Raw genomic sequence first — 26,267 nt, 5'->3', positions numbered from 1 at the left:
GAAAGATGTTGGACGTCACGCCTTGAGGTAATTCTTCAGGATCGACGCCCCCATCGTGTATTTGGGGTCGACCATGTTGCCGAGCCGCATGCGGCCGGCCTGGCTGAGCAGCATGTAGGCGTCGATCTCGTCGAAGCCGTAGTCGGCACTCATCCACCGCACGAGCTCACGATAGGCGATCCGCGCCGCGTCTTCGAGCGGCCGTGCACTGCCAATCGTCATGATGAAGTCGCGCGTCTCGAGCCGCGGCCAGGCGAAGCTCCAGTTCTTGATCAGATCGATCTGCAACGTCACGGTGGCGCGCTGCTCGAGCGCGACGCCCGAGAGCTCGCCATCGCCCTGCGTGGCGTGACAGTCGCCGACATAGAGCAGCCCACCTTCGGTATGCACTGGAAAATAGATGATCGAGCCGGGTGCGACGTCGGGCAGGTCCATGTTGCCGCCGTGATAGTCAGGCTGCAGCGAGGAAATCGCCTCGATCTCGGGCGACACGCCGATGGTGCCGATGAACGGCTCATAGGGCAGCGTGATCTTGTCGTTCCAGCGCACGCCGTTGCGGTCGACATGCAGCTTCTTGACGCGCTCCGGCAGCGGCGGATTGAGCAACGCCGTCGATGCGGTGCCGACTAGGCCGCCGAACTCCGGAATGATGCAGGTGGTGCCTGCCGGCTGCGCGCCGCGGGTCTCGACGTCGCGGATATAGACGGCGAGGCAATCGCCTTTCTTGGCGCCCTTCACCGCGATCGGCCCGCATTGCGGGTTCAGGTAGGGGAAGTTCAGCTTCGCCGTGGGGCTGTCGCTTTCGCTGGTGAGCACGCCGCCGAAGGCATCCTCGGTCTCGACGACGACCACCCCGCCCGGATCGATCGACAGGGTCGGCTTGGCATAGGGTCCATAGACGTAATGGAAGCTGCCCTGTTGCTCGATCGTCAAACTATGGGTCGTGCCGGTCGCGCCCTTGGCGACAGCGCGCTTGGCCATGATGGAACTCTTCAACCAGTCTTCGGTCATGCGAACGGCTCCTCAACTCAGATCGCGGGATGGCGCTTGTGCCAGTCGGTGACGCTCTGGAAGGCATCGCCGGCACGGACGAGACTTGCCTCGTCGAAATGACGGCCGACAAACTGGAAGGCGACCGGACCGCCGTTCGGCGCGAAGCCGCCGGGAAGCGTCACGGTCGGGCTGCCGGTCATGTCGAACGGACAGGTGAAGCGCAGCAGCCCGATAATCAGCGACGGGTCCTCGCCGAGCGCCGCCATCTTGGCCAATGTCGGCGCAGCGAACGCCTGGGCGGGAACCGCGATGAGATCGACCGTGTCGAACAACAGCCGCACCGCGCCGCGAAACGCCTCGCGCCGCAGCACGATCTTCTGATAGTCCATGCCGGACTGCGCCCGGCCGAGATCGAGCAGGCCCGCGAGCGCTGGACCGTATTCGTCCTTGCGCGCCGGATAGGTCTCTTCGTGCGCGACGGCCACTTCGATGCCGCAGAGCGGGAACCAGTCCTCGATCACGGCTTTCGGATCGGGGAACGTGATCTCCTTGATCTTCGCACCGAGATCAGCGGCAACACGCAGGCCTTCGCTGAGCACCTTGCCGGCAGCCTCGTCGGTGCCCTCGCTGGTCCAGCGCCGATCGACGCCGATCGTCACGCCGCGCAAATCTCCCGACAGGCCGGCGAGATAGTCCGGAACGGCCAACGGCACGGACGTGGTGTCCTTGGGATCCTGACCCGCGATCACGGCGAGCATCGCGCCGCAATCGGCCGCGCTGCGCGCCATCGGACCGATGTGATCCAGCGTTGCGGCGAGTTCGAAAGCGCCGTAACGGCTGACACGGCCCCAGGTCGGCTTCAGCCCGGTGATGCCATTGGCAGCTGAGGGAAAGCGGATCGACCCGCCGGTATCGGTTCCCAGCGATCCGAAGCAAAGCCCCGCCGCGGTGGCGACGCCGGAACCGCTCGACGAGGCGCCGGACCACAGATCGGCATTCCAGGGATTCTTCGGCGGATCGATCTTCGGGTGATGATCGGCATAGGCGCCCTCGGTCTGCTGCAGCTTGCCGAGGATAACAGCGCCGGCATCCTTCAGCCGCGCGACCACGGTGGCATCCTCACTCGGACGGAACTCGCGATGAATGGTCATGCCGTGCGCGGCCGGCGCACCCTTGACCCAGCACAAATCCTTGACGGCGATCGGCACGCCGTGCAGCGGCCCCTTGATCTTGCCGGAGGCGATCTCCTTTTCGGCTGCCGCGGCGTCAGCAAGCGCTGCATCGCCCATCACATGGGCATAGCTCTTGAGCTGGCCGTCGAGCTGCTCGATCCGCCCGAGCATCGCTCTCGTCACTTCGACCGGCGAGAGCTTTTTGGCCTGGATTTGCTGCCCGACCTCGATGAGCCCGAGATAGTGAAGTTCCGTTGTCGGCATCGTGTCTCATCCCCGCACTTGGCACGACGCAAGCGCAGGCACTGCCCATCACCGCGCATGCGCCTCCGGCTTGGCGACACGGATGTGTCGCCAATTTGTTTGGCGGCAAAAGCAAAAAGCCACCCGCCCCTCCAAAACGAAGGTGACGAATGGCCCAAATGCCGCGGCTATGAACTATCGCGTGGGTCCGGGATCGAACGGAGCACTCTGCGCGGCGATCGGGACGTCATCGGCCAAATCGACGCACGCAAGGTTCGACAGGAAGCCCTGTAGGAGAAAATTCTAAGGAGGTGTGCAGCGCGTTGTCAACGAGGCTGGCTGCACAAATTTCAAGGTGCATGCGCAGCAAATCGGCACGACCACTTGCGCCGGCCTCTGCGAAGATGGTTTCCTACATGAAGTGCACTGAAAGTCGTCGATGACAAAGCCGTCCATTCCCGTTGGCATCATCTGCTCGCAGCACGGGCCCTATCAGGCCATGGGGCGCGAGATCCTGAAGAGCGCCATGATGGCGGTCGACGAGATCAACGAGCAAGACGAGTTCGACTTTGCGATATCAGCGCATGTCCGCGATCCCCGCGGCATCATTTCGGAATATCATACGGTCTGCGACGACCTCATTCGCAATGTCGGGGTCGAGCACATCATCGGCTGCTACACCTCGGCCTCGCGCAAACAGGTGCTTCCGATCGTCGAGCGCACCGACCGCCTGCTGTGGTATCCGGCACGCTACGAGGGGTTCGAATGCTCCGATAACGTCATCTATGTCGGTGCCTCGCCCAATCACAATGTGCTGCCGCTGGTGCGCTATGTGCTCGACAATCTGTCGCGCGAGATCTTCTGCGTCGGCTCCAACTATGTCTGGACCTGGGAAACCAATCGCGTCACCCGCGAGCTGGTGACGGCGGCGCGGGGACGGATTCTTGCGGAACGCCTGCTCGAGCTCGGTGAAAGCGCGGTCACGCATATCGTCGACGAAATCGTGCGGCGCCGGCCGCCGGTTGTGTTCAACACGCTGGTCGGCAGTTCGAGCTATGACTTCATCCGCGCGTTTCATGCGGCGACCGCCGCGGCAGGTCTCGACATCCCGATGCTGAGCTGCAGCCTGTGTGAGCCCGAGCTCAAGATCGCAGGTCCCGCATCGGCCGGCTGCATCACGTCGTCGGCCTATTTCGAAAGCATCCGGCTGCCCGAGAACCAGGCCTTCGTCGCGCGCTGGAAGGCGCGTCACGGCGAGCACAGCAGCCCGTCGGTGGACGGGCAATCCGCCTATGTCGCGGTCTATCTGCTGGCCCGCGCGCTGCAACGTGCCGGCACATCCGATATCGGCGAGGTGCGGCGCGCCGCGGCCGGCCATCGCTACAATTCGCCACAAGGCCCGGTCTGGATCGACGGCAGCAACAACCACTGCGTCCTGACGCCGCGGCTCGCCGTCTCCAACGCCGACGGACAGTTTGACATCTTCTGGGAAGCTGAAGCTCCGGTTAAACCGGATCCCTATCTGACGCAGCTCGACATCGCCGCCGGCCCCGCAAGGGATGGAACGTTGCCGAATGCGCCCCATTTGCGGGTTGTGAAATGAGCAAGCCGTCGTCATTTTCGCTGCGCGGGCGCAAGGCGCTCGTCGCCATCAAGGACGAGCGCGACGCCACCATCGTCAGGCGCCAGTTCGAGCGCCTCGGGATCGACATCGTGACATGGGACGGCGTCGCCAAGATCGACTGCCGGCCGGACGTGACGCTGATCGACGACGAATTCCTGCCGCTCGCCGCACCGGCGCAGCGCGCGGCGCTTGGACGAAGCCCGGTCATCGCCCTGCTCGGCACCGAGACGCCGAGCCGCCTGAAGCTGGTGCTCGACCTCGATCCGGCCTCGTTCCTGGTCAAGCCGCTGCGCTCGGCCGGCATCTATGCCGCGCTGGTCCTCGCCTTCGAGCGAAGCGAGCGCACCAACGAGCTGAAGCAGCAGGTGCTCAAACTCGAACAGCGTCTTCGATCCCGCCGCGTCGTGCTCGCCGCGGTCCTTCAGGTCATGCATACGCACGCGCTGGCCGAGCCGGCCGCCTTCGCGCTGATCCGGCGAGCCGCCATGGAGCAGCGCAAGACCATCGAAGAGCTCTCGGCCGAGATCACGGCAAACGGCTCCCTGCCCCGCGCGGCGGGCTGAGAAGCGCACCTCTCCCTTGGGAGGCGGGCTGCCAAAATATCGAAAACAACCCCATGCAAAGTAGCCGACAACGGCCGGCGCTCGACACGGCAACTTGACTCGTCGGGCAAATCAGCGGTACTCTTCCATTATTCCGAAATCGTGATGTGAGTCTGCGGCTCCTCCAACGCGCCGTCCCTGCTTGGTGCGCAATTGCGCGCGGGAGGGACCACCCATACTCCGCGGCGGACCTTGTTGAAGGGACCTGTCGTTCCAGCATCGCCCGACAATTAGCATTTGTGGTTATGGGTCCCTGCTTTCGCAGGGACGACGAAGAGGATGGTTCTCGATTGAAGGCGTCACACTACGCGGTGTCATCACCCGCGCGCCACGCGGGCTGCCGTTAGTTCGCGACCTGTCGGCGCTCGTCCGGCGTCAGCTTCTTCATCTGCTCCGCGGTCAATTGGCCGTCGCCGATCAATTGAAAGGCGCTGTTCGGGTCGTATTGGCTTTGCTTGTCGTTGCCGCGCCGTTTTGGTTCATCGCTGCCGTCGCCCCCACCATAGCCGAGCACTTCGACGATGATGACGGAAGGCTGCTCGTTCGTCTGCGGCGGCGGCACGGCCGCCTGCTTGGCAGCGGCGCCCGCCGTGTTCGAGGCCTCGCTCAGGGCACCCATGTTGGGCGCCTGCACCTGCGGCACGCCGATGACGCCACCCTGGGCCTGAATGTTGGCGGCGTTGACGATATGCAAGGCGGCGATGTTGACGAAGCTCGACGCGCGGATTCCGGCTTCGCCCGCATCGACGGTGCCGAGCGGCGCAATCAGATCGACGGTTCCGCGCGCCACCTCCGGGATCGGCTGCAACGTTGCGATGCCGGCACCGCTGGACGGCACCACCGGCGATATCGTGACGTTTCCGTAGTTGTCGTAGGCGCGCTTGGGCGGCGTATAGATCACCGTCGTCTTGGCGCCGCGACCGGCATTGATGTCGCCCTCCGCCGACCAGATCACGATATTGCCGCCGAACGTGGTCATGATGCGCGACAGGCCCATCAGTACGCTGTTCTGCGAATAGATCTGGATGTTGCCCGCGCCTTGCGTGATGAGGCCGGCATCGGCGCCCGGCAGCAACCCTTCGGTGCCGATCGTGACGCCGCCGCCCGGCGTCAGGAACTGGATGTCGCCGCCGAAATCGGTGTGTACAAAGCCGCTCGTGATCGCGAAGTTCGCCGCGCCGGGCGTGCCGGTTGCCGCAGTGAAGATCGTGATGTCGCCGCGATAGGCGGACTGGTTCGGGAACAGCGCCGCGACCGCCTCCCGCCCGCGCAGATAGGAGCCCGCGCGCAGGCCGCCGACCTCGTTGTATTCGCGCCCGCCCGCGGTCAGCTCGGCATAGTAGACCTGCCGCAGGAAGATGCGCTGCTGCTCGCCCGGCAGCGCGAGGAAGTAGCCGAGCGCATCGGCCTTCGCCCCGCTATAGCCGAAGCGCTCCGTCAGCCAGGCATAGAGCTCGTCCCCGTAGGTCTTCGCCACCTTGCCGTGCTGGTCGGCGAGCGGACCGGCGGCTGCGAGACTGTCCGGATCGAGATAGAGCCTGGCAAAGCCGGTCCAGTCGACCTGTCCGACACCGACTTCACCCGCTCCGACACCGGCCTGCATCACGACACTTGCGCCCGGTCGGCTGTCGCCGGCGACCAGTGCTCCGATGCTTTCGACCGTCGCGATCGATCCCTGGTAGATGTTCTTCGCCGCTGTGATTTCGAAGGTGCCCGGTCCGGCGATCGCCCAGCCCCTGTTCGCGGCGAAGTCGACCCCGGGCCAGCCGGCGTAAATGACGCTGCCGCCAGCCGCAATGGTCGACACATCGTTGGGATCGTTGTGGAGGATGAAGCCCTTGGTGTTGACGATGTCACCGCCCGCGAGCATCCGCAGCGGTCCGCCTGCCTGATAGTAGGTATTGCTAACGTCGATGCCGCCAATCGTCTGGCGCACCGTAGCGATCTGCCCATAGGTGATTGCGGAGATGTCGCCACTCACGGCATAGATGCGTGACAGATTGCCGTCGTACGACAGCGCCCTGTCCTTGACCGTGTTTGCATCAAAGACGAAGGGATACCCGCCGGCATCGTAGGCGTACACGGCCAGTGAGCTGCCACCGTCGCTCACGGCATTGCCACCCCAATAATTGGAAGCCGCGACGGTCAGTCCAATTGGACCGTTCAGGATCGCCCAACCGGGCCGGAACGGCGTAGCGAGCGTCGACGGCGGCGCCATTGACGGACCCATCAGGATCGTGTCGCCAAAGATCGATCCTTGCGCGAGTACCTCCAGCACGCCGTCCTCCGACGGCAGCAGCGTCCCGTCGGCTGGATTGTAGATGCTGCCGTTGGCGGCGACCGCGCGCATGATCGAAGGCAGGAAGCGGAAATACGGCGAAGCGCTTCCCGGTGCAAGCGAACCGCCCGCCGCGAACTCGTTGACCGCGGTCCCCCCCGTCCACAGCGTGAACCAGCTCGCGCCCCGGCCGGCCGCGTTGCCGTTGTCGGCTGCCGTCAGGTTGGTGAGGCCGACACGGCCCGGATCAAGGATGGTTCCCGCGGCCAGGTCCCCGCGCGCACGAATGTTGATCACGCTGTCGCCCGGAGCGAAATCTCCGCCGGCGAGCTTGGTCATCGAATAGGAGGTCAGCGGGTTGATCGGCCGCGGATCCACCCCACTGGCATTGCGGTCGTTGGTTGCGACGAGGCTGCCGAAATCCCCTGTCGCGACATCCATCGCCCCGCGCAGATTGACGAACTGATTGCCGCCGGTGCCGACAGAGCCGGCCCTCACCGACATTGTGCCGCCGCCGGTCTGCACCAGGGAGCCATCGACCATCACGCGACCGCTGCCGCCGACGGCAATGACCAGACCCCGGCCCACGTCGCCGATCGTGCCGCCGGCCTGCAACGTGACGTTGCCGCCGCCGAGAGTGCCGAGGCCTGAGAACGCCGATAGTCCCAAAGACAAGATGCTCGGGTCACGGACTTGATCGAGCGTATAGCTGCCGAAGTTGACGCCCCAGGCGGTCCGCTGACCAATCTCCGAGCCGCCCTGGCGCCACAGCCAGGACCCGATCTGGGTTGCTCCCTTCGTCAGCGTGCCGTTCAAGTCTCCTTGCGCCACCAGCAGGAAATCGCCGCCATGTTCGGGGTAGTACATTCGCTGCGAGCCGAGGGTCGCTTCATAGCCGGCATTGGCCGATCCCAGCACCGTGCCGTCGGCCAAAGTGCCCCGGTCGACATTGTAGGGATCATTCTCCGCCGTGCCGGTCGTCCTGATCGCGGTGCCTGCGGTATAGACCCCGAACGGCGATTGCTGGTCGTAGTCGCCGCCGGCGAGAATTTCGAGATTACCAGTGCCGGTGCGGACGACGCTGACGCCCGGTGAGGACGGCTTGTTGATCGTGACGCTGAACGGATCGTTCAACACCACGTTGCCCGAACCGGCGAGCGCACTGACCGTCTGCAGCGCGCGGCTGTCGGCGCTGGCGAGATCGGCGCCGCCGACGAGCCGCATCGACCAGGACTGCGTTCCCGGATCGAGCATCGACGAAGTCGCCCAGATCTGGCGATCGCCCGGTCCGAGCAGATTGACGTTCGTCATGCCCGCCGGCAGCACCGTGCCCTTGGGAAGCGGCGTATCGGCCGTGAACGTGTAACCTCCAAAGAGGGTAAGGCTGGTCCCCGGCGGCAGCTTAACAGGCTCAAGCACCAGACTGATGAATGCATTGATGAAAACTCTTCCGGTGAAATAGAGACCTTTTTCGAAAACAGTGCCGGCCGGAAACACCGTTCCAACGGGAATCGTATCACCCGGGTTGTAAATCTGGTCCGGCGTGATGATACGCCCGCCATTCACCTTCCTTGCTGGCGTGGGGGGTCCCCTCACCGTGAAGTCCTCCGCCAATTTGATCGCGACGGGAAGCGGATTTGCGGCGTCCGGGCTTTGCCCGACACTTCCGCCGACGAGGTTAAGCTCCATGTTGATGGAGCCATCGCTCGAAATCGTCGAGCCGCTGCCGAGCACGACCCCGTTCGTCCTGACCGTGTAGACGTCCGACAAGGTGCCGGAGACGAGCACGGTCACGGCATCGGGTGACGCCGGCGGCGGCGCAAAGCCGTCATTGATGCTGCCGTTGATCTTGAGATCGTTGGCGGCGCGGACGACGAGCGCGCCGGGCTCGCCCGAGCCCCGCACGGCCGGATTGGCATTCGGCCCGTAGCGATAGCCGGAGAAATCCAGATCGCCTTTGGTCGAGAGATCGCCGTCTGACGTTATCGCTACGCCGGGCCGCAGGTGGAAGGCCGAGCCGTAGGCAGTGAGACCGGCGAGACGGCTCTGCAGATCGCTGTTCTGCAGCGCCGCATTGATGAACGCCGTGCTGTCGCCGTGCAGGCCGTCGAGATAGGCCTGATCGATGATGCTGCCGCCTGGCAGGTCGTAGGTGCGGAAGCCGTTCAACGCGATACTGCTCGCGCCGCGGATGTTGAGCGAGCCGCGCGCATCGATCGCGATATCGTTGGCGCCGGCGCCGTCCCCGCCGGTGCCGCCGTGGCGCGGCGCGTTGAGCTCGAGTTTGCCGCGCGCCACGCCGTCCGGCGAGCCCATGTCGATGGTCGCGCCTGCGGCCAGCGTTATGGTGCCGTGTGTGGCGGTGAGCTCGACATGCGCCGTGTTATTGGCCTCGATCGGCGCGCCGTAGGAGTCGATCTGCAGCACATTGCCATGGACATCGAGCACGGCATTCGAGGTGAGTCTGAGATCGTCGTGGGCGGACAGGCGGATGGTGCCGGGCTTCGCCCCGCTCGCGTCGATCCGCCCCGCGACCGTGAGACTGCCCTGATCGACCGAGACCGCCACATAGCGCGCCTTGACACCATCGCCAATGACAAGGCTGCCCTGGCGGAGATCGAAGCTGCGGGCGCCGAAGAAACCGACATCATTCAGCTTGGCATTCAAGGCGGCAAAATCACCGAAATTCTGCGCCGCGACCGTGAACTGGCCACTGTCGTAATCACCCGTCGACGATCCCTTGAGCGTGCCGTCGAACGCGACCTGCCCATGCGCGGCGTCGATCGCCTTGGCCGAGATCGAGCCCGCCGCATTGTTGACCGCCGAGACATCGATCACCGAGCCGGCGTTCTGGACGATATTGCCGCTCGTGGAACTCAGGATGAGATCGCCGCCCCAACTGAACTTGGTGACGTCGAAGAAGGCGATGCCGCGGCCCGACAGGTCGAGCGTCGCGCTTCCGCCAAGCACGACGTCGTGCGTCGCATTCAGCGTTAGCTTGCCGGAGGGTAACGCGAACGCGGTGTCGACGAACACGCTGTCGCCGGTGAAAGAGAGCGTGCCGCCGAGATCCGTCACGCCGCGCGTATTCGCCGGCGCGCTCCCCGCCGGAGCGACCAGACGCAAGGCTGCGCCCGCGCTGACGTCGAGCTTGGCCCCGCCGCTCGCCGTGATCAGCGGGGTCGCGATGGTCAGCGCGCCGCCCTGCAGCGCGCCGTTATTGTCCTGGCTGAGTCCCACCTTCAGCGTGCCATCGCTGTTCGAAGTGACGCGTTTCGCCGCCGTCAGCGTGACGTCCGAAAAGCCGAGGATGAGACGGTTCAACGTTGCGCCGTCGGTCGGCCTGCTGTGCGCAGCGTCGTAGCCGAACAGGATCTCGTTGGCCGTGATGGCGAGATGCCCCGATCCCGTGCCGGGCCCGCCCGGCAGGACGGCTGCGGGCGCCTGGCTGCCGTAGGGGCTGGACGTCGAGCCGCTGCCGCTGCGGATGCCATTCCAGATCAACGTATCAGCGGTGATGCTCGCGGTCTCGCTGCTCGAGCCAAGACCGTAGACGGCCGGCGTATTGAGAACGAGTTTGAGCGGATCGGAGGAGGAGCCGCCCTGGCGCGTGGCATCCAGGTCGACGTTGCCGATCAGATTGAAAGAGCCACTCGCAGTGATGACGAGTTGCTCGAGCGCGGGGCTGCCCGCGCTGGTCGACGGCCGCAGTAGCTTGTCGAGCACCGCCTGGGTCAGGTTCCATCCCGATGGCAGTTGGCCTGCGGCCTGCGCGGCAGCAAGCGCGGCCTCAGTGCCGACATTGACCTGCTCCTGCGTTACATTGAGATAGCGCGCGGCGAAATTGACGTCGCCCATGGTGAGCCCGCCCGGCCCGGCCAGCACGATGCTGCCATCGGTGAGCAGCGAGGCGCCGCTCGCGATGTTGATCTTGCCCGGTCCAACCGCATTCAGGAACTGGAACCAGCCATTGGCGACCGCGAGCACGGCCGGACTGCCATCGGGCGTGGCCGTCGAATACGGCGCGATGTTGGAATAGACATAACCGAGCGTCGAATCGACGGCGTTGTTGTTCAGCCCACGTGTATCGATGGTCGCGCCACCCGCTATGTTGACGGCCTTGCCGACCAGGAACACCTGGCCCGCGCGGATGCTGGCGCCATCGAGCAGGTTAACGGCTTCGGTTGTGACCCCGCTGAAATAGATCTTGGCGCCGTCTCCGGGACCTTCCGAAAAGAAAGTACTCGTGCCGCCCAGCATGAGCGTCGGTGCCTTGAAGGCATTGATGTCGTCGCTCGAAACCGTCGTGTGCCCGGCGATCGGCACAGCCCCCGGTGCCGCGATGTCGAGCACGGCAGCGCCCAACGGCGAGAGCGACGGCTTGATGATCAGCGTGCCGTCAATGCCGCCTTTGGCGCCATCGAACAATGCGGTGCCGGCGAAGGACAGCGAGCTGCCGCCGTCGACCGGCGGCAGAAGACTGATTTCAAGCACCTTGCCGTCCTCCGGCAAACGAGGCCGGAAGCCGCCGAATGTGGCCGCCTGCGCGCGCTCAAAATCGGCATAGCTGGTCTCGTTGTATTGCGAATAAAGCCGCGTGGTCTGGCCGGAGGACAGGATGACCCGCGTCGGCAGCGTATCCTTGATTCCGGTATTGGCGATGCCGAGAAAGCCCGACGTGACGACGGAACCATTGCCGGCAGCCACGGGAGGCATCACGGTCGTTCCGGTCGCGCCGAGCTCGACGCGATAGCCACCGGGCACCAGCGCATAGCCTGAAGGCAGCAGCGTGTAGGTGCCCGCCGGCACTCCCGGCACGCCGGAGGGAAGCGTGATCTGCTGGCCGATCACGGGATCGCCGGCGCCAATTGTTGCGATCACCGGCGCGTAGTCCACCGCGGAACCCGGTACGATCGCATAGACCTTGTTGCCGGCGCTGCTGTAGCTGTTGACCGGATTGGCATTGACGAGCGCGGTCTTCAGCACATCGACCGAGCCGCCACGACCGGAGATGAAGCCCGCGCCGGCGAGTGTGCCGCCGCCGGTGAGATCGAGCACGGCTCCGGCCTCGCCGACGACCGATGCGGCGTTGATCGAGATACCGGCTGCAATCAAGACGTTGCTCGCGTGGTCGTCATAAGACACGGCCGCCAGATTGCGCAGCGTGCCGTCCGCGCCCTGATAGGCGATCCCGTCCGAGGTCCCGCCAAAAGGAATGACCAGGCCTGCCGCACTCGCTGAGGTGATGCTGCCGCTGCGGAAGGTGACGCGCGCATTGGACGGCGCGTTGTTGACAACGATTCCAGTATAATTATTGAACCAGATGCGCCCCAGCGGCGCGCGTATAACGCCGCCCTGATCGATATTGGCTGCAATTAAAACCAGATCGCCGAACACCGACGCAGGGACCGCCGGGGTTGCGTCGTCGTTGCGCCGAATGATGAGATCCGCGTCGGGATCATAGGCGGAAAAAGTCCCGCTCGGACGAAGCCCAACCTTGATGACGGCGACCGCGCCGCTCAACGGATAGATCTGGTCCGCGGTCAGTGCGAGATTCTCGACATCGAGCCCGCCGGTGCCGAACCGGATGTCGCCGCTGCTGTGCAGAGCGACCTGATGAAAACCGCGAGCGTCGAATGGCAGGCTGATCGGCCGACCGGATCCGAGGTCCACGGCTCCGCTGCCCTGATCGCCGGTGGCTCCGAACTGGACCGGCCCGTACACATCGATCAGGTCGCCTGCGACCGTGAAACTTCCGCCCACCGCCGGATTCCGGACGCGAAGATTGTTGATCCCGGGCGAATAGCCGACCGCGGTCTGTGCATCTTCGCTGTTGTAGACGCCATCAAGCCGGACATAGGGCGCCGACAGACGGATCGTGCTGTTTGGCGTCTCCGGCGCCGATGCGATGACGCCGCTCGACAGCCGAAGGCTACGCGACAGGCTGAGATCCACATTGCCGTCGAAGATGAGAAGATCGCGGGTAAAGAGCGCGAGCGAGCCGAAGCCGCCCTTCTCGACCTGGTTGACGCCAATCACCGTCCGTCCGAATTGCAGCGCCGGATCGGCCTGGCCGGGCGACAGACTGGCGCTCAAGCCACTGCCCGTAGCGTTCTGCACGAGCGTGATATCGCGCGACCTCTGGAATTCCGGCGGTAGTTCGCTGCTGGCATAGGGCGAGCTGGAGTCGGGCTGGCCGACGATATAGCCGCGCCATGACATGGTCAGGTTCAGCGCGCCGCCGGACGCGCCGCTGCCGCCTGACGCCGCGCGCAAGGTGCCGTCGAGCGCCATGCCGAAGCTGGAATAGAGCGAGATCGTCCCGCCATCGCTCGCGGCAGGCGTCGGGACATAGCTGTTGCCGCTTTGGACATCGACCACCGCCGAGGTGCCCGACGCGTCGATCAACGCACCCGGGCGAACGATCACGAAGGCATCGCTGACGACGGGATATTTGGGGTCCAGTGCGCCGGTGCCGCCGATCCGGATCGTACCGCCGTCCGGCACGGCAGAATAGGAGACCCCGCGATCGTCACGCCCGACGGCGTCGCGTGCCGAGACATCCAGCACCGCGTCATCGCCGATCCAGAACGAACGCGTCAGGCCGAACTCGCCGTAGCCCAGATTGTAGCGGGTGTCGCCGGGCGCATCCTGCAGGCTCGTGATCAGGATATTGCCGGCCGGTGCCGTGATCGCACCGTCGATCACCGTCTGGCGGTTGGCGAAGATCGAGACCGAACGCCCGGGATCGACGTTGATGGACGCGCCCTTGGCCAGCGTGAAATCATGCAGACTCCAGAACGTCACATCGGCGCCAGCGCGCTGCGTGGTGCTATGGGTGAACGAATTGACGGCAAAGCGCGGTGGCGTCCACAGCTCGGCAGCATCGGCAACGAGGCTCCCGCTGGGCGCGGAGAAGCTGCCTTGCGTGAAGCGATAGACCGGCACCGCGGCGTCCACGCGCGTGCCCTCGCCGATCGCGATGCCGGTGTTGCTGCTGATGTTGTAGGCGGTGAAACCGGACTGGAAGAGCGCGGGATCGAGCAGCAGCGCATCGGCCACGGCCTTGCCGATCACGATCTGCTGGCCCGCGTTGAGCGTCAGTGTTCCGCCGCCGGTGAAGCCATAGGCGCGGATCGTGCCGTCGAGGATGAGCGGGTTGGTGAAGAACTGCGTCCAGGCCAGATGCGAATAGTCATTGGCCACGAGGCTGACATTGCCGCCCTTGCCGCCTTTCGTCTTGCCGGTCACCAGGATGGCGCCACCCGAGGACGCATCGATCAGCGACGCGTTCGCGAGCGTGACGCCGCCGGTCGTCGAGACGGTGAAGTTGCCGCCATCGACATGCGCCTGACCGGATACGTCGGCTCCGGTCAGCGCGTTGCTCCACAATCCGCTGAGATCGACGGTGACGTTCTCGCCGACCGTCACCTGCGACTTTCCGTCGGCGTCGCGCAGCGCCCACCATTGCTCGTTCTGGCCCTGGCCGAGCACGGCATGCATGAGGTTGGTCAGCATCACGCTGCCACCATGCGCCGTGACATTGGCGCCGAGTTCGACATGCGGCGCCGCGAAGGTCACTTGCGCACCAGGAGCAAGCTCGAGCGGCGCCTCGACGAGGATGTCCTTGCTGCTCGCAACGTTGAGACCGCCAAGCCTCGCGGCATTGAGCGCGTCGGAATTGAACAATGCAGTCCCAACGCGATCGTCGGGCAGGATCGACGCGACGTTCAGCCCAGCGGTGATCTCCGGGGTTCGGCCGAACACGACCCGCGCCGCGGATGCATCGGTGAGACCAAGCCCCGAATAGCCACCGAGCGCGAGCTTGCCCTGGAGCGGCGCGACATTCTGGGACAGCTTGTAGCCGTCGGTGGTGCCGTCCGGCCGCGCCGTCGTCTGGCGTGAGCCGGTAACGACATCAGCGACGATATCAGCTTCGAACACTGCCGTCGGCGTCGACAGGACGAGAGAGCCGGCGTCACGGCCGATGGTGTAGCCGTCCTCCCAGCGCGTGGTCACGCGGCCCTTGCCGAACGGGCTGGTCCAGACCTCGGTCAGATTCGGCGCAACCTTGCCACCGAGCTTGTGCTCGCGAATGAAACCCGCGCCGAAGCCGTAGAACTGCATATCGGCGCGTGCCTGGTTGACGCTGTAGAGACGGCCGTCCGCGCCAAGGAAATTGGTGGTGCGGATGTAGCCACCCTGATAGCTGATCGAGCCGCCGGAGACGTCGAACACCGCCCCCCTCTGCGCGACGACTTCCTGCGCCGCCAGCGTGACGGTGCCGCCGACCGCGGCCCATTCGCCGATCCGGTGGGCGGTATTGGCGAGATATCCCGAGACCTCGAGCAGGCCACCCGGTGTATAGTAGCGGTCGGTCGCATAGCCGCCGGTGCCGGCCGGCACCAGCACCAGATCGCGCGCGTCGATCCAGACGTCCGCGTTCTTCAGATAGCCCTGGTCACGATTGACGGGCGAGTCGCGCAGCTCATTGCCTTGCACGTTGATCAGGAGGTTATTGGTCGACATCGGCAGCAGCACGCCGCGCACGCCCGAGACGTCGACGATCGATCCGCTCTCGGCGAAGACGCGGCGGCCGGCGCTGACCGCCACCTGGCCGCCTTGCGCCTGCGTGGTCGAGCCGTCCTTGAAATTTACAGTACCGCCGCTGACGATCTCGATACGTCCCTGGTCGAGCCGGTCGGCGAGCTGGGAAAGATTGTCGAACTGGGCGTTGGCGACCGGGGCGTGGGTGAAGGCCTTGGAATCGGCGACCAGCTGGCTGCGTTGGCTGTCGAGCGCGGTGTCGCTGCTGTCGAGCTCGGGCAGGATCGCGGTCAGGCTGCCACTGGCGAGCGTGATGCTGCCCGAGGCATCGGACGCTGCGTTCAGGAGATGGATCGTGCCGCGGGTGTTAACCGAGGTCGTGGCGACCAGCACCCCGTCCTGGGTGATGCTGCGGCCCGCAAGCGTGATGTCGCCTTGCTGGGCGAAGATCAGGCCGGAATTGCCGACCGCCGCGATCGCATCGCGCACGATCGGCGAGATTTCGTTGCCGCGTGTGGTCGAGGCCTGGTTGGCATCCGTGCTGTAACCCGGCCGCAGCAGAAAGTCGTTGCCGGCTGCGAGCTGCACCTGGCCTCGCGGCGCGCTGATCGAGCCGGCATTGCTGACCTCGGTTCCCATCAGCAGCACGAAGCCGCCCCCCTGCGTCACCGAGGACGGTGCGTTGGTCGAGATCAGCGCGCCGGCCTCGACCCTCACCGCGCCGCGGGCATCGGTGAAGCTCGGCACGTATTGGCCACTCGCCTGCTGCGAGTGGATGCCGTTGCGCAGGAACTGGGTGTCGGTGATATTGGCGGTCGAGGCGATCAGCGAACCGACATTCACCTGGCTCGCGCCGCCGAAGATGATGCCGTTCTGGTTGATCACATAGACCGAGCCGTCCGCCTTGATGTTGCCGAGAATCTGGCTCGGCGCCGTGCTCCCGACGACGCGGTTGAGCGCCACCCAGTTCGCATTGCCTTGCTGGTCGAAGGTCAGCGTGGTGCGCGCGCCGACGTTGAATGAATTCCAGTTGAGGATCGCCTGCGCCCTGGTCTGCGCGATGCCGACCTGGGTCTGGCCGGCGGCATCGATCGCCTGCGTCGGCGTATTCGCGCCCTGCCATCCCGGCGCTACCTGCAGGCCGCCGGTCGCAAGTCCGTTGGGCACGGCGACCTGCGGCAGCGTCACCGAACGCTGCGAGGTCTGCGCCGCGGCGCGCGCTGCGTTCTGCAGGCCCTGAATCGCCTGGATGGCGCGCGTGGCCCGCGCCATCGCATCCTGGCCTTGCTTGGCGGCTGCTGCCGCGTCCTGCGCTGCCGACTGCGACGCTGCCATCGCCGCGGCTGACGGCGACACCGTCCAGCTCGATCCAAACGGGCGCGCGACCACCGGCGTGTTGGCGAGAAGTGCCACGACGCTGACGCTGCCGAACAATGCGGTGCGAACCGTCGCGCGCGTGAGAGACCTGGAGAGGCGGGGAACCATGGAATCGCTTTCTTGCGCCGGGCGACGACAGCCGAAGATTTCGCGTCTCAGCGCCAGCACCGAGACCCTTGCGGCTGTGACGATCCCGAATGGGCCGACCCGCACGCCGGATGCGAAATTTTTTGCAAGCCGCTCGAGCCTCCTCAGCTGAGCAGCACAATGCCGCCGGGAAGCGTTTTGGCTTTCACGCCAAAGGCTTGTTCGAGCTGCAGGAGAACCTCGTCGATCCGATCGATATGGAAGCGGCCGTTGATCAGATGGGCGTTCAGCTCGGCGTTGACGACGAAGATCCGGCCCGACCGGTACCGGTTCACCTCCTCCACGACCTTGGGCAGGGGCGTGTAACGGAAGATCAGCAATCCCTCTTGCCAGGCCGCCTCGACGGCCGGATCGATCGCGACGATGTCGCTGATGCGCCTCTCGTCATAGGCGATCTGCTGCCTTTCACGAACGGTACGGGCGTTTCCCTGATGCTCGACGCGAACTTCGCCGCCGAGACAGGTGACGCGCACCTCGGCTCCGAGGTAGCGCACGTCGAACGAGGCTTGCGTTGCCACCGTTTGACCGCTGGACGCGATCACTGTCACCGGTCGGGACTGCTGCTGGGCCGTCGCGATCGATGCCTGTCCCGTGATCAGCTCGATGCGGCTCGTGTCGCCATGGTCTGGGCGTAGCGCGATGCTGGTTCGCGTGTCGAGGTTGATCGACACATTGTCGTTCAATGCGAGCTTGCGCTGCTCTCCCGTACCGGTCCGGTAGTCGGCCGCAAGCTCGGACCATGACGGCCAGAGCTCGAGCGGGGGCCGCAGCGTCACCGCTCCGACGGCGGCGGCGGCGGTTGCAAGCCCGCCGCCGAGCACCAGCCTGCGGGTCATCACGCGCTTTGCTTCGCGGTCAAGCAACACGCCCAGCGACGCGGGGTCATACCGGAGGTTATGGCCGGCGTTGCCAACCGTTTCCCAAAGCTTGCTTGCCTTCGCAAAAGCCGTCGCATGGGCAGCGCTCTGCTGGCGCCACAGCTGGAACGCCTCGGCGTCCTCGATTGTCGCGTCTCCGGACGTCAAGCGCCTCACCCAGGCATGTGCCTCCCGCTCCATCGCGCCGAGCCCTATCGTCGATTTGCCGCCTTCGTACGTCATGCGGACTTGCCTCGCCGCGCGCGCAAATGGCAGCCGCCGCGGCCGAACTGTCCGCCTATCCACTTGACGTTCGCGATAGCCATCAACCGCACAACTATTTTCCCAGTTTCAGCGCGCAGTGTTCCTGAGCGAGGCGGAGTTCCTTCTCAACCAGGCGCAACGAGACCCCCAGCCGGCTGGCGATTTCCAGCTGCGGCATTCCCTGAAGCCGCGCGGCCAGCAGGATGACCCGGCGGCGCGGTGTCAGTTCTGCGATCGCCTTCTCCAGGGCCTCGATCTCGAAGCGAGCCTCCGTGATTTGGCCCGGCCCGGGCGCGTCGTCCACAATATGAAGCAGATCCTGAACCTCATTGCGGGCCAGACGCCGTTTCTCGGCCCGCTGTCGGTCGATTGCGACGTTAAAGGCCATGCGGAACAGATAGGCTGCCGGGCTTTGCACCGACCCCGCCACCTCGGCCCGCCCGAGACGCACATAGGTGTCCTGCAACGCATCGCCGGCAAGCTCCGCCGATCCGAGACGGCGGCTTAGCCGCAGCTTGAGATCGTCGTAACGGGCAGCCAGGAAGCTGCGCAGCATTGTCCGGGTTGCGTCGCTCATTCCGGCACGCTCAATTCACCCCACCGCTGGTCCGAATTGCGTCGATCCCGGCGCAGTCCTGCGTCCGTTCCGACGGACGCGCCGCAACGACCATCGTGAGGGGTTGCGAGATGCCGGGCGGCGGCACCTCGTTCATTCTCAATCCGCGAAGCGTCGTCTCGATCGCACTGTCGACACGCTCATCGCCCGTCTTGCTCAGAAGCCTGGTCTGTTGCACGGATCCCGTTGGCGCGATCCAGAACTGCACGGCGATCCGATAGCGGCCGGGCCGCAGCAAAGTATCCCTGCAGAAAGCGTCGCGAACGCGCTCCTGCACCACGGCATAGTAACGGGCGCGAATGACTGGGTCACCTTTTCGCGCATCGACGTCGGGCGTCGTCGGCTGCCCCGCGGCCGGAGACGAGGGCACGATCACCACTGCGTTCTCCGACGTCAGGCGGCCGACAAGGCCGGTGCCATCGAGCAATATCTGCAGGGCTTCAGAAGGCGCGAAGATGCCCCTCACCTCGCCTGAGAGTCGGCCAGTCGCAAGCCGCGCATCGTAGAGCACCTCACGCCGCGACGTGGCGCCATAACTTTCCAGTGCGGATGTCAGGGGTTGCGCCGGAATATCGAAGGTGAGGCGCGGCCCAGCAGCGCTCGGACTCTCCTGCCCCATCGCGACATTGCTGCACGCGCCCAGCATGCAGAGGCAGATCAAAACGCACAATCGACGAGCGTCTGAGGGGCGCCCTGCCAAGCCCCTCGAAAGATATCCAATGCTCATCGTATCCGCGTCGATTGTTTCCCCGGGGCGGGCGACTGTGTCCAATCTGCAACGTTAGCGTCGAAGTGTGACAGCGGTGCGTAGGCTCATGGAATGGGATCCGAGCCCGCTCGCGGCGGCGGCAGCCTATTTCTTCAGTTCCGCATAAAGCTGCATCACCCGTTGCGGCAAAACCTCGATACGCGGCACGCGGAGCGCATGGCGCTCGCCGAAAATGCGATCGAGCTGGGGAAATCTGTCCTCACCGATGCCGAAGGCAAAAATATCGGTGCCGCGCCGCCGCAGCTGCTGAGCGGCACGGCGCGCGTCCTCGACCAGATATTGCGGATCGGGCACGTCGACGTCGGACGGCTCGCCGTCGGTCAGGACCAGCAACACCTTGCGGAACGCACGTCGCCCCGCGAGGTAGCCCCCGGCGTGGCGCAACGCGGCACCGAGCCGGGTGGAATGGCTGCTGCCAAGGCCCGCGAGACGCGAACGCACGACGGCGTCCATCGGCTCCTCGAAGCCCTTGATGCGGAGATAGCGCACGCGCTCGCGGCCGTCGGAGCTGAAGCCGTGCACCGCGATCGCGTCATTGGCGGCCTCGACCGCCGTCGCCATGATCGCGGCGGCCTTGCGCTCGACGTCGAGCACCGTCCGGCCGCGACGATCGCGGTCGGCGGTCGATTGCGACAGATCGAGCAGCAGCAAAACGGCGAGATCACGCGGTCCCGGCGCATCGCGCTGGTAGACCCTCGGCTCGCTGATGCTGCCGGCGCGGCGCTCGATCGTCAGCGCGATCGCCGCGTCGATGTCGAGCGCGTCACCGTCGCGCTGGCCCTTGTGTCTGATACGGCGGCCGATCGAAGCGTCGCGGGTCAACTCGGTGATCCAGCGCATCGCCTCGGTATCCGTCGAAGGGTCGAACGGCTGCGCCGAAACCGCGGCATCAGCCTCCAGGATCGTGGTCCAGTCCGCCCGCTCGGTGCGCGTCGCATAGTCCCATTCCGGGTAGGTTGCGACCGGAAATCCGTCCAGCAGGGTCACCGCTGCGGCCTTCGCGCGCAGTGTCTCGTCGGGCTTTGCGTCGTTGTCGGTGGACTGCCCATCGGGGTCGTCGCGGCGCTCGATTCGTACGGAATCGACCGCAAGTTCGATCGTCTCGGCCGGGCTGTCCGGCTGATCGCCAAAATCCCACAGCGCCAGATTGTCATCGCGATAGGCCGGCTCGACGACGTAACTCCTGGCGTTGAACTGCAACCGCATCTGCCCGATGTCGTTGCCGAGCAGCCCGCCGATCTCGCGGCTGATGGCAGGATCAATCCAACGGTCGGCGGCTTCGGCAAACAGCGTCCGCCCCTTGGTCACCCACGCATCCGGATCCTGATAGTCCGGATCGATCAGCGCCCGCGCCAACCGCATCATCAGTCCGGCGGCAGTTGCCTGGCTTGTTGGCGTTGCACTGTGAAACGGCAACCACAGCCGGCGCAGCCCGGGCATCTCGCGAAGCGCCAGCGTCTCGACTCTGGCATCCTCGATCAGCGAGACCAGCGCAACCTGCAGCGCCTTCAGCCGTCCCATCGGAAAGCAGACGGTGGAGTGCACGAGATGCGCGCCGGCATGCGCGACCGCGGCGAGATAGATGCTGTCCGCCCCGTCGCCCGCGAAACCGGGAAAGGTCTCAGGGAGCCCGATGATGCCGGCAGCGAGCGAGGCACGCCGCGGCACCGGCGTCGGCGCAACGGCAAGCTTGCGGAAACGCGGCTTCCTGTTCCATAGGGCAAGCGTGGTTGCGGCGAGGCGCTTCTCCAGCCGTGCAAAATCATCGCCGGTCCTGCCGACCGCGAACAGCCGCAGCGAGAGCGGATCGTCGAGCGCGAAATAGGCGCGCCGGCGCGATGCGCGGCCGCCGCTTGCGCGCAAGCCGGCCGAAACCCAGGCGGAAAAATCGTCGGCACCCGCATGCGCGAGCAGCGGCTCCAGCCGGCCGATCGCAAGGCCCACCGATTCCGGGCCTGCATCTGCGAGTTGGCCAAGCGCGGCAAGCACGGCGGCGAGTTCTCCAGCGCCCGCAAGCCGCGGCAGCACTTTGGACAATTCTATCAGCAAGGCATGGGCAGCGCGGCTTCCGGCGCTGCGGCCGATATCGCCTGCGGCGCGTCCGATCGCGATCAGATCATCGGCCGATCGCAGCGCCTGCCATTGCTCCGATAGTCTTAGGAAGCCCAGAACCACCGCCTGGCCGAGGTTGGCCTCGAACAGGTCGTGCACCGCCTCGTCCCAGGCCGCCAGACGATCGAACGCCCCCATCCGGTGCAAGGCGACCCGCGCCGCCTGCACCGCCACGGCAATCTCATCGTGGCCGCGCAGGAGCGCCGCAAGCCGGCGCCCGGACCGGAAGCCATCGAGCGAACTGATTTGCGCGACCGCCACCGCCGAGCTTCCGTCTACGCAGAGGCCGAAATCACGTCACGCAACGTGTTCCTGGTGTCCGCATCATCGGTCAGGGGAACGACGATCGTGGTCTCGCACGCCTTTTCGAGGCTGATGCCGCATCCGATCAAGCGGCCGGCATTGACCAGCATCCGGGTCGAAGCGCCTTCGTCGAGACCCTGGCCCTTCAAATTGCGGCTGTGCTGGGCGATCCTCACCAGGAGATCGGCGAGATTGGGTTCGATGCCGGCCTCGCGCGACACCACCTCGGTTTCGACCGGCCGGTCGGGATACCCGAAATCCAGCGCCGCAAAGCGCTGCTTGGTGGATTCCTTGAGGTCCTTGATCGCGCTCTGGTAGCCCGGATTGTAGGAGATCACGAGCTGGAAATCGGAATGCGCGTGGATTAGCTCGCCACGCTTTTCCAGCGGCAGCACACGCCGATCGTCGGTCAGGGGATGGATCACGACCGTGGTGTCCTGACGTGCCTCGACGATCTCGTCGAGGTAGCAGATCGCGCCGAGACGCACGGCCGTCGTCAGCGGCCCATCGCTCCACACCGTACCCTCCGCATCGAGCAGCCAGCGTCCCACCAGATCCGCCGCCGTCATGTCCTCGTGACAGGCGACCGTGATGAGCGGGCGGCCGAGCCGCCAGGCCATGTATTCGATGAAGCGGGTCTTGCCGCAGCCGGTGGGGCCTTTCAGCATCACCGGCATGCGGTTCGCATAGGCTGCACCGAACAGTTCGACCTCATCCTTGAGCGGCCGGTAATACGGCTCCTGGCGGATGCGGTACTGGTCGAGCAGCAAAGCGGGATTGGACAAGCTCACGCCTCCCATGATCGCGCAGGCAGCCGTTCGCAACCGATTGAACTCACGATGCGAGCAGTTCCTTGAGCTTGGTATCGATGAAGGCGACATCGACCGGATTGGTCCCCGGCCCGCCCGCGAAGTGGCCCCAGATCGACGGCACCGGCACGAACTTGGCGTTCGGCATGTTCGCGACCTCGTTCTCGCTGTCCTCAGGCGGGAAGTAGAGATCGGTCTGCCCCGGCATGACATAGGCCTTGGCCTTGATCGCCTTCAGCGCAGCCTTGAAATCGCCGTTGTAGATCTCGTTAGCGCTGATATCGCCATTCTGCCAGGTCCACAGCATGGTGAGCAAATTGTTCGGGTCCTTCGGCAGGAAGAAACCTTCCCAGAATGCCACCAGGAAATCTTCCAGCGAGGAATAGCCCATCGTCTTAATGTCGAGCTGCTCGCGGTAGAAGGCCTGCGAAAAGCCCCAGCCGGCATAGACCCGCGCGGCAGCGCGCAGGCCGCGGGCCGGCTTGTCGGTGTACCAGCCCTCCTTCCACGCCGCATCCGCGGTCAGTGCGGCTTTCACGCCTTCGAGGAACACGTAGTTGTGGCGCGAGCATTTGGCCGAGCCGCAGAACGGCGCCAGCAGATCCATCATATCGGGATAGAGCGCGCCCCAATGGAACGTCTGCAACGCGCCCATCGACCAGCCGACGACCAGACGGATGTGCTTGATGCCGAATTTCTCGGTCACCAGCCGGTGCTGCGCGCGGACATTGTCATAGGCCGTCACCTGCGGAAAACGCGGCCCGTTATACGGCTCCGGCGTGTTGCTCGGCGACGACGACAGGCCGTTGCCCAGCATATTGGGAATGATGATAAAGTACTTCGCCGGATCGAGCGCCATGCCCGGTCCGATCAGCCACTCATTGTCGTAGTGCTGGCCGGAGTACCAGGTCGGATAGACGATCACGTTGTCCTTGGCCGCGTTGAGCTGGCCAAACGTCTTGTAGGCGAGCTTGCAGTCGCGGAGGGTCGCGCCGCGCTGCAAGGTCAGATTGCCGAGATCATAGATCTGATAGTCGACGCTCATTGATGTATCCTTTTTGCTTGATCGAGCTTGTCGCTTATGCGGGACGCGCCACCTTTTCGGTGGAAGATTCCACCCGCGCGATCGCCCCGTACACGATGCCGGCGACCAGCGCGGCTGATATCGCAGTGGACAGCCACGGCATCAGATTTTCAACTGCAAAGGCGCATAGCGACCCGATGCCCCAGGCGATGAACGGCTTGGCGCGCCAGTCGACGTCCGCACGCGACCCAGTGCGTAACAGATACTGATCGACCAGAATGATCGCGCCGATCGGCGGCACGAGGATGCCGAGCAGCGACAGCCACTGGATGAAGAACGCCCAGACGTTGCCCGCGGCAACCACGATGCCGATGGCGCCGAGTATCACGGCCATCAGCCGCATGTTGGTGCCGAGGATACGGGACCAGCCGGTGGCTGCATTGTAAAGGCAGTGCGAGCAGACCGAGCCGAGATTGGCGTAGAGGAAGACGAAGGCGAGGATGCTGAGCCAGGTGAGCTGCTTGCCGTTCATGTAGCCGAACATGTTGTCGACACCGAACGGGTTGGCGTTCGGTACAGCAAGCGCAGCCGTCATCACGCCGCCGACCAGCATCGCCACCAGATTGGCGAACGGAAACGCGCTGAACGTGGCAAACAAGGACGCCCCTGGACTCGGCGCCCAGCGGTTGAAGTCCGCAGTCACCGTGCCGGCGTCGATGAACAGCGCAAGCACCACCGTGAGGCCGACGCCCATCGACATGCTGGCGACGCCATTATTGCCGGCATAGCCGAAGATCGCCGCTGCCGTCGTGGTCGAGGCAGCATCGGCCGCGACCCAGAGGCCGAGGACGACAAAGAGCGGCACCGACGCCAGCCCGATATAGTGCAACCCCTTCACGCCAACGAAGGTGATTCCGATATAGAGCACGCCCGCGACGATGGTCATCGCCACATAATTGAGGCCGTAGGTCGAGGAGATCAATGCGCCGGTGATGCCGGTCTGTACCGCGTACCAGCCGAGCAGCAAGGTCGACAGCAGGCCCGACGCCAGCACATAACCCTTCTTTCCGAACACAATGCTCGCGATCAGCGCGAAGTTCATGCCGCGCCTGGTGCCGATCAGGCCGAGCGCGCCCACATAGGCGAACATGATCAGATTGCCGATGATCATGGCCACCAAGGCATTCTTGAAGCCCATCCCCAGCACCAGCAACGATCCCGTCATTGCGCCGGTGATGATCATCGGAAAGCCCAGCCACACCATGGTGACCGAGAAGGCGCTGCGCCGGGCGCTGATCGGCACCGGCTCGTGCTCGAATTCGTGACCGAGAAGCTCGTCGATCTGCCCCTCGGTCTGATGCACCAGTCCGCTATTCGCTTCGCTGCTCATGGTAACCCCCGTTTCCCGCTGCAACAGTTTCAGAACCGCGCCGGCGCGAATGATCGCGCCGGCACAGCTCGGCTTTCCAATCAACGATGTGCGACTTTCTGATTCGGAATGCCCTCGATCGGACACTCGTCGGTCCCGACGGTCGGACGCGTCATGGCTTCAACCATCTCGCGCGTACCTTCGGGGTCCGTGATCCAGTTCTTGTAGAAGGTGTACGGACAGACCGCGTGGCCGCGATCGCCCTCTCCGGAGTTGATCAGGCCGGTATAACCGCGGTGCATCAGCTTGAAGAGATGGTTCTGCGACTGCATGTTACGGCGGGCATCGCGGATCAGTGACACTGAGAGCTGGGCGTACTGGATGCCGTTCTCCTCGGTGCCGCATTCGCCGAGCGTCCGGCCGTCGAAGCCGATGAGCGCGGAGTGGCCGAAGTAGGAATAGACGCCGTCGAAGCCGGAGGCGTTGGCGACCGCGACGTAGCAGTTGTTGGCCCAGGCCATCGATTTCGAGATCTGGATCTGCTGCTCCTTGGCCGGATACATGTAGCCCTGGCAGCGGACGATCAACTCGGCGCCGCGCATCGCGCAGTCACGCCAGATCTCCGGATAGTTTCCGTCATCGCAGATGATCAGGCTGATCTTCAGGCCCTTCGGCCCTTCCGAGACATAGGTGCAATCGCCGGGGTACCAGCCCTCGATCGGCACCCACGGCATGATCTTGCGATACTTCTGGACGATCTCGCCCTTGTCGTTCATCAGGATCAGCGTGTTGTACGGCGCCTTGTTGGGGTGCTCCTCATGGCGCTCGCCGGTCAGCGAGAACACGCCCCAAACCTTCGCCTTGCGGCAGGCGTCGGCGAAGATGCGGGTTTCCTCGCCCGGCACTGACGAAGCGGTCTCGTACATCTCCTTGGAGTCGTACATGATGCCGTGGGTCGAGTATTCCGGGAAGATCACGAGATCCATGCCCGGTAGACCGAGCTTCATGCCCTCGACCATCTTGGCGATGTTGCGCGCGTTATCCAGCACCTCGGCCTTGGTGTGCAGACGCGGCATCTTGTAGTTGACCACGGCGACGCCGACCGTGTCCTTGCTGCTCGATATATCTCCATGCAACATGTCTCGACTCCCTTTCTGAACG

Annotated in this window: 13 protein-coding genes; 2 read left to right on the top strand and 11 right to left on the bottom strand. The window is 64.8% G+C overall.

The window, feature by feature from the left end:
• Positions 1–15 precede the first annotated feature (15 nt).
• Together ACOIX3_RS15220 and ACOIX3_RS15215 are read right to left on the bottom strand one after the other, a co-directional pair.
• The gene (locus ACOIX3_RS15220; protein ID WP_420970622.1) at positions 16–1,011 is read right to left on the bottom strand and encodes an acetamidase/formamidase family protein; all 996 of its coding nucleotides are present in this window, start codon (positions 1,009–1,011) and stop codon (positions 16–18) included.
• Positions 1,012–1,028: 17 nt separating this feature from the next.
• Entirely contained in the window at positions 1,029–2,429 is a 1,401-nt protein-coding gene (locus ACOIX3_RS15215) for an amidase (protein ID WP_420970621.1), read from the bottom strand.
• 418 nt (positions 2,430–2,847) lie between these two features.
• On the opposite strand from ACOIX3_RS15215, the gene ACOIX3_RS15210 reads away from it, so the two are divergent.
• Both ACOIX3_RS15210 and ACOIX3_RS15205 read left to right on the top strand, forming a co-directional pair.
• Entirely contained in the window at positions 2,848–4,011 is a 1,164-nt protein-coding gene (locus tag ACOIX3_RS15210; RefSeq protein WP_420970620.1) for a transporter substrate-binding domain-containing protein, read from the top strand.
• Positions 4,008–4,595, top strand: coding sequence for an ANTAR domain-containing response regulator (locus ACOIX3_RS15205; RefSeq protein WP_420970618.1), 588 nt, complete (start codon positions 4,008–4,010; stop codon positions 4,593–4,595). The genes ACOIX3_RS15210 and ACOIX3_RS15205 overlap by 4 nt, the downstream gene beginning before the upstream one ends.
• A 382-nt stretch (positions 4,596–4,977) precedes the next feature.
• On the opposite strand, the gene ACOIX3_RS15200 is transcribed toward ACOIX3_RS15205, so the two are convergent.
• The 9 genes from ACOIX3_RS15200 to ACOIX3_RS15160 form a co-directional block, all read right to left on the bottom strand.
• On the bottom strand, positions 4,978–16,944 hold the full coding sequence (locus ACOIX3_RS15200) for a filamentous haemagglutinin family protein (RefSeq protein ID WP_420970617.1): 11,967 nt from the start codon (positions 16,942–16,944) through the stop codon (positions 4,978–4,980).
• Between the two features lie 143 nt (positions 16,945–17,087).
• Entirely contained in the window at positions 17,088–18,083 is a 996-nt protein-coding gene (locus tag ACOIX3_RS15195; protein ID WP_420970615.1) for a FecR family protein, read from the bottom strand.
• A gap of 94 nt (positions 18,084–18,177) precedes the next feature.
• A complete protein-coding gene (locus tag ACOIX3_RS15190) occupies positions 18,178–18,681 on the bottom strand; it encodes an RNA polymerase sigma factor (RefSeq protein WP_420970614.1) in 504 nt (167 codons plus the stop codon).
• A gap of 10 nt (positions 18,682–18,691) precedes the next feature.
• Positions 18,692–19,366: a TonB C-terminal domain-containing protein gene (locus ACOIX3_RS15185; RefSeq protein WP_420970612.1), complete on the bottom strand. Its 675-nt coding sequence runs from the start codon at positions 19,364–19,366 to the stop codon at positions 18,692–18,694.
• A gap of 207 nt (positions 19,367–19,573) precedes the next feature.
• Positions 19,574–21,862, bottom strand: a complete 2,289-nt coding sequence (locus ACOIX3_RS15180) for a nitric oxide reductase activation protein NorD (protein WP_420970611.1) — start codon at positions 21,860–21,862, stop codon at positions 19,574–19,576.
• 14 nt (positions 21,863–21,876) lie between these two features.
• A complete protein-coding gene (locus ACOIX3_RS15175; RefSeq protein ID WP_420970610.1) occupies positions 21,877–22,689 on the bottom strand; it encodes a CbbQ/NirQ/NorQ/GpvN family protein in 813 nt (270 codons plus the stop codon).
• Between the two features lie 49 nt (positions 22,690–22,738).
• A complete protein-coding gene (locus ACOIX3_RS15170) occupies positions 22,739–23,758 on the bottom strand; it encodes an alpha/beta fold hydrolase (protein ID WP_420970609.1) in 1,020 nt (339 codons plus the stop codon).
• A 34-nt stretch (positions 23,759–23,792) separates the two neighbouring features.
• Positions 23,793–25,127 carry a purine-cytosine permease family protein gene (locus tag ACOIX3_RS15165; RefSeq protein ID WP_420970608.1) on the bottom strand — a complete coding sequence of 445 codons (1,335 nt, stop codon included), beginning with the start codon at positions 25,125–25,127 and terminating at the stop codon, positions 23,793–23,795.
• A gap of 80 nt (positions 25,128–25,207) precedes the next feature.
• Positions 25,208–26,245, bottom strand: a complete 1,038-nt coding sequence (locus tag ACOIX3_RS15160; protein ID WP_092125395.1) for an aliphatic amidase — start codon at positions 26,243–26,245, stop codon at positions 25,208–25,210.
• Positions 26,246–26,267 lie beyond the last annotated feature (22 nt).

Source organism: Bradyrhizobium sp. B120, assembly GCF_049075665.1.
Taxonomy (GTDB): domain Bacteria; phylum Pseudomonadota; class Alphaproteobacteria; order Rhizobiales; family Xanthobacteraceae; genus Bradyrhizobium.
The sequence above is the reverse complement of the archived record's forward strand: the minus strand, read 5'-3'. Positions and strand labels throughout refer to the sequence as shown.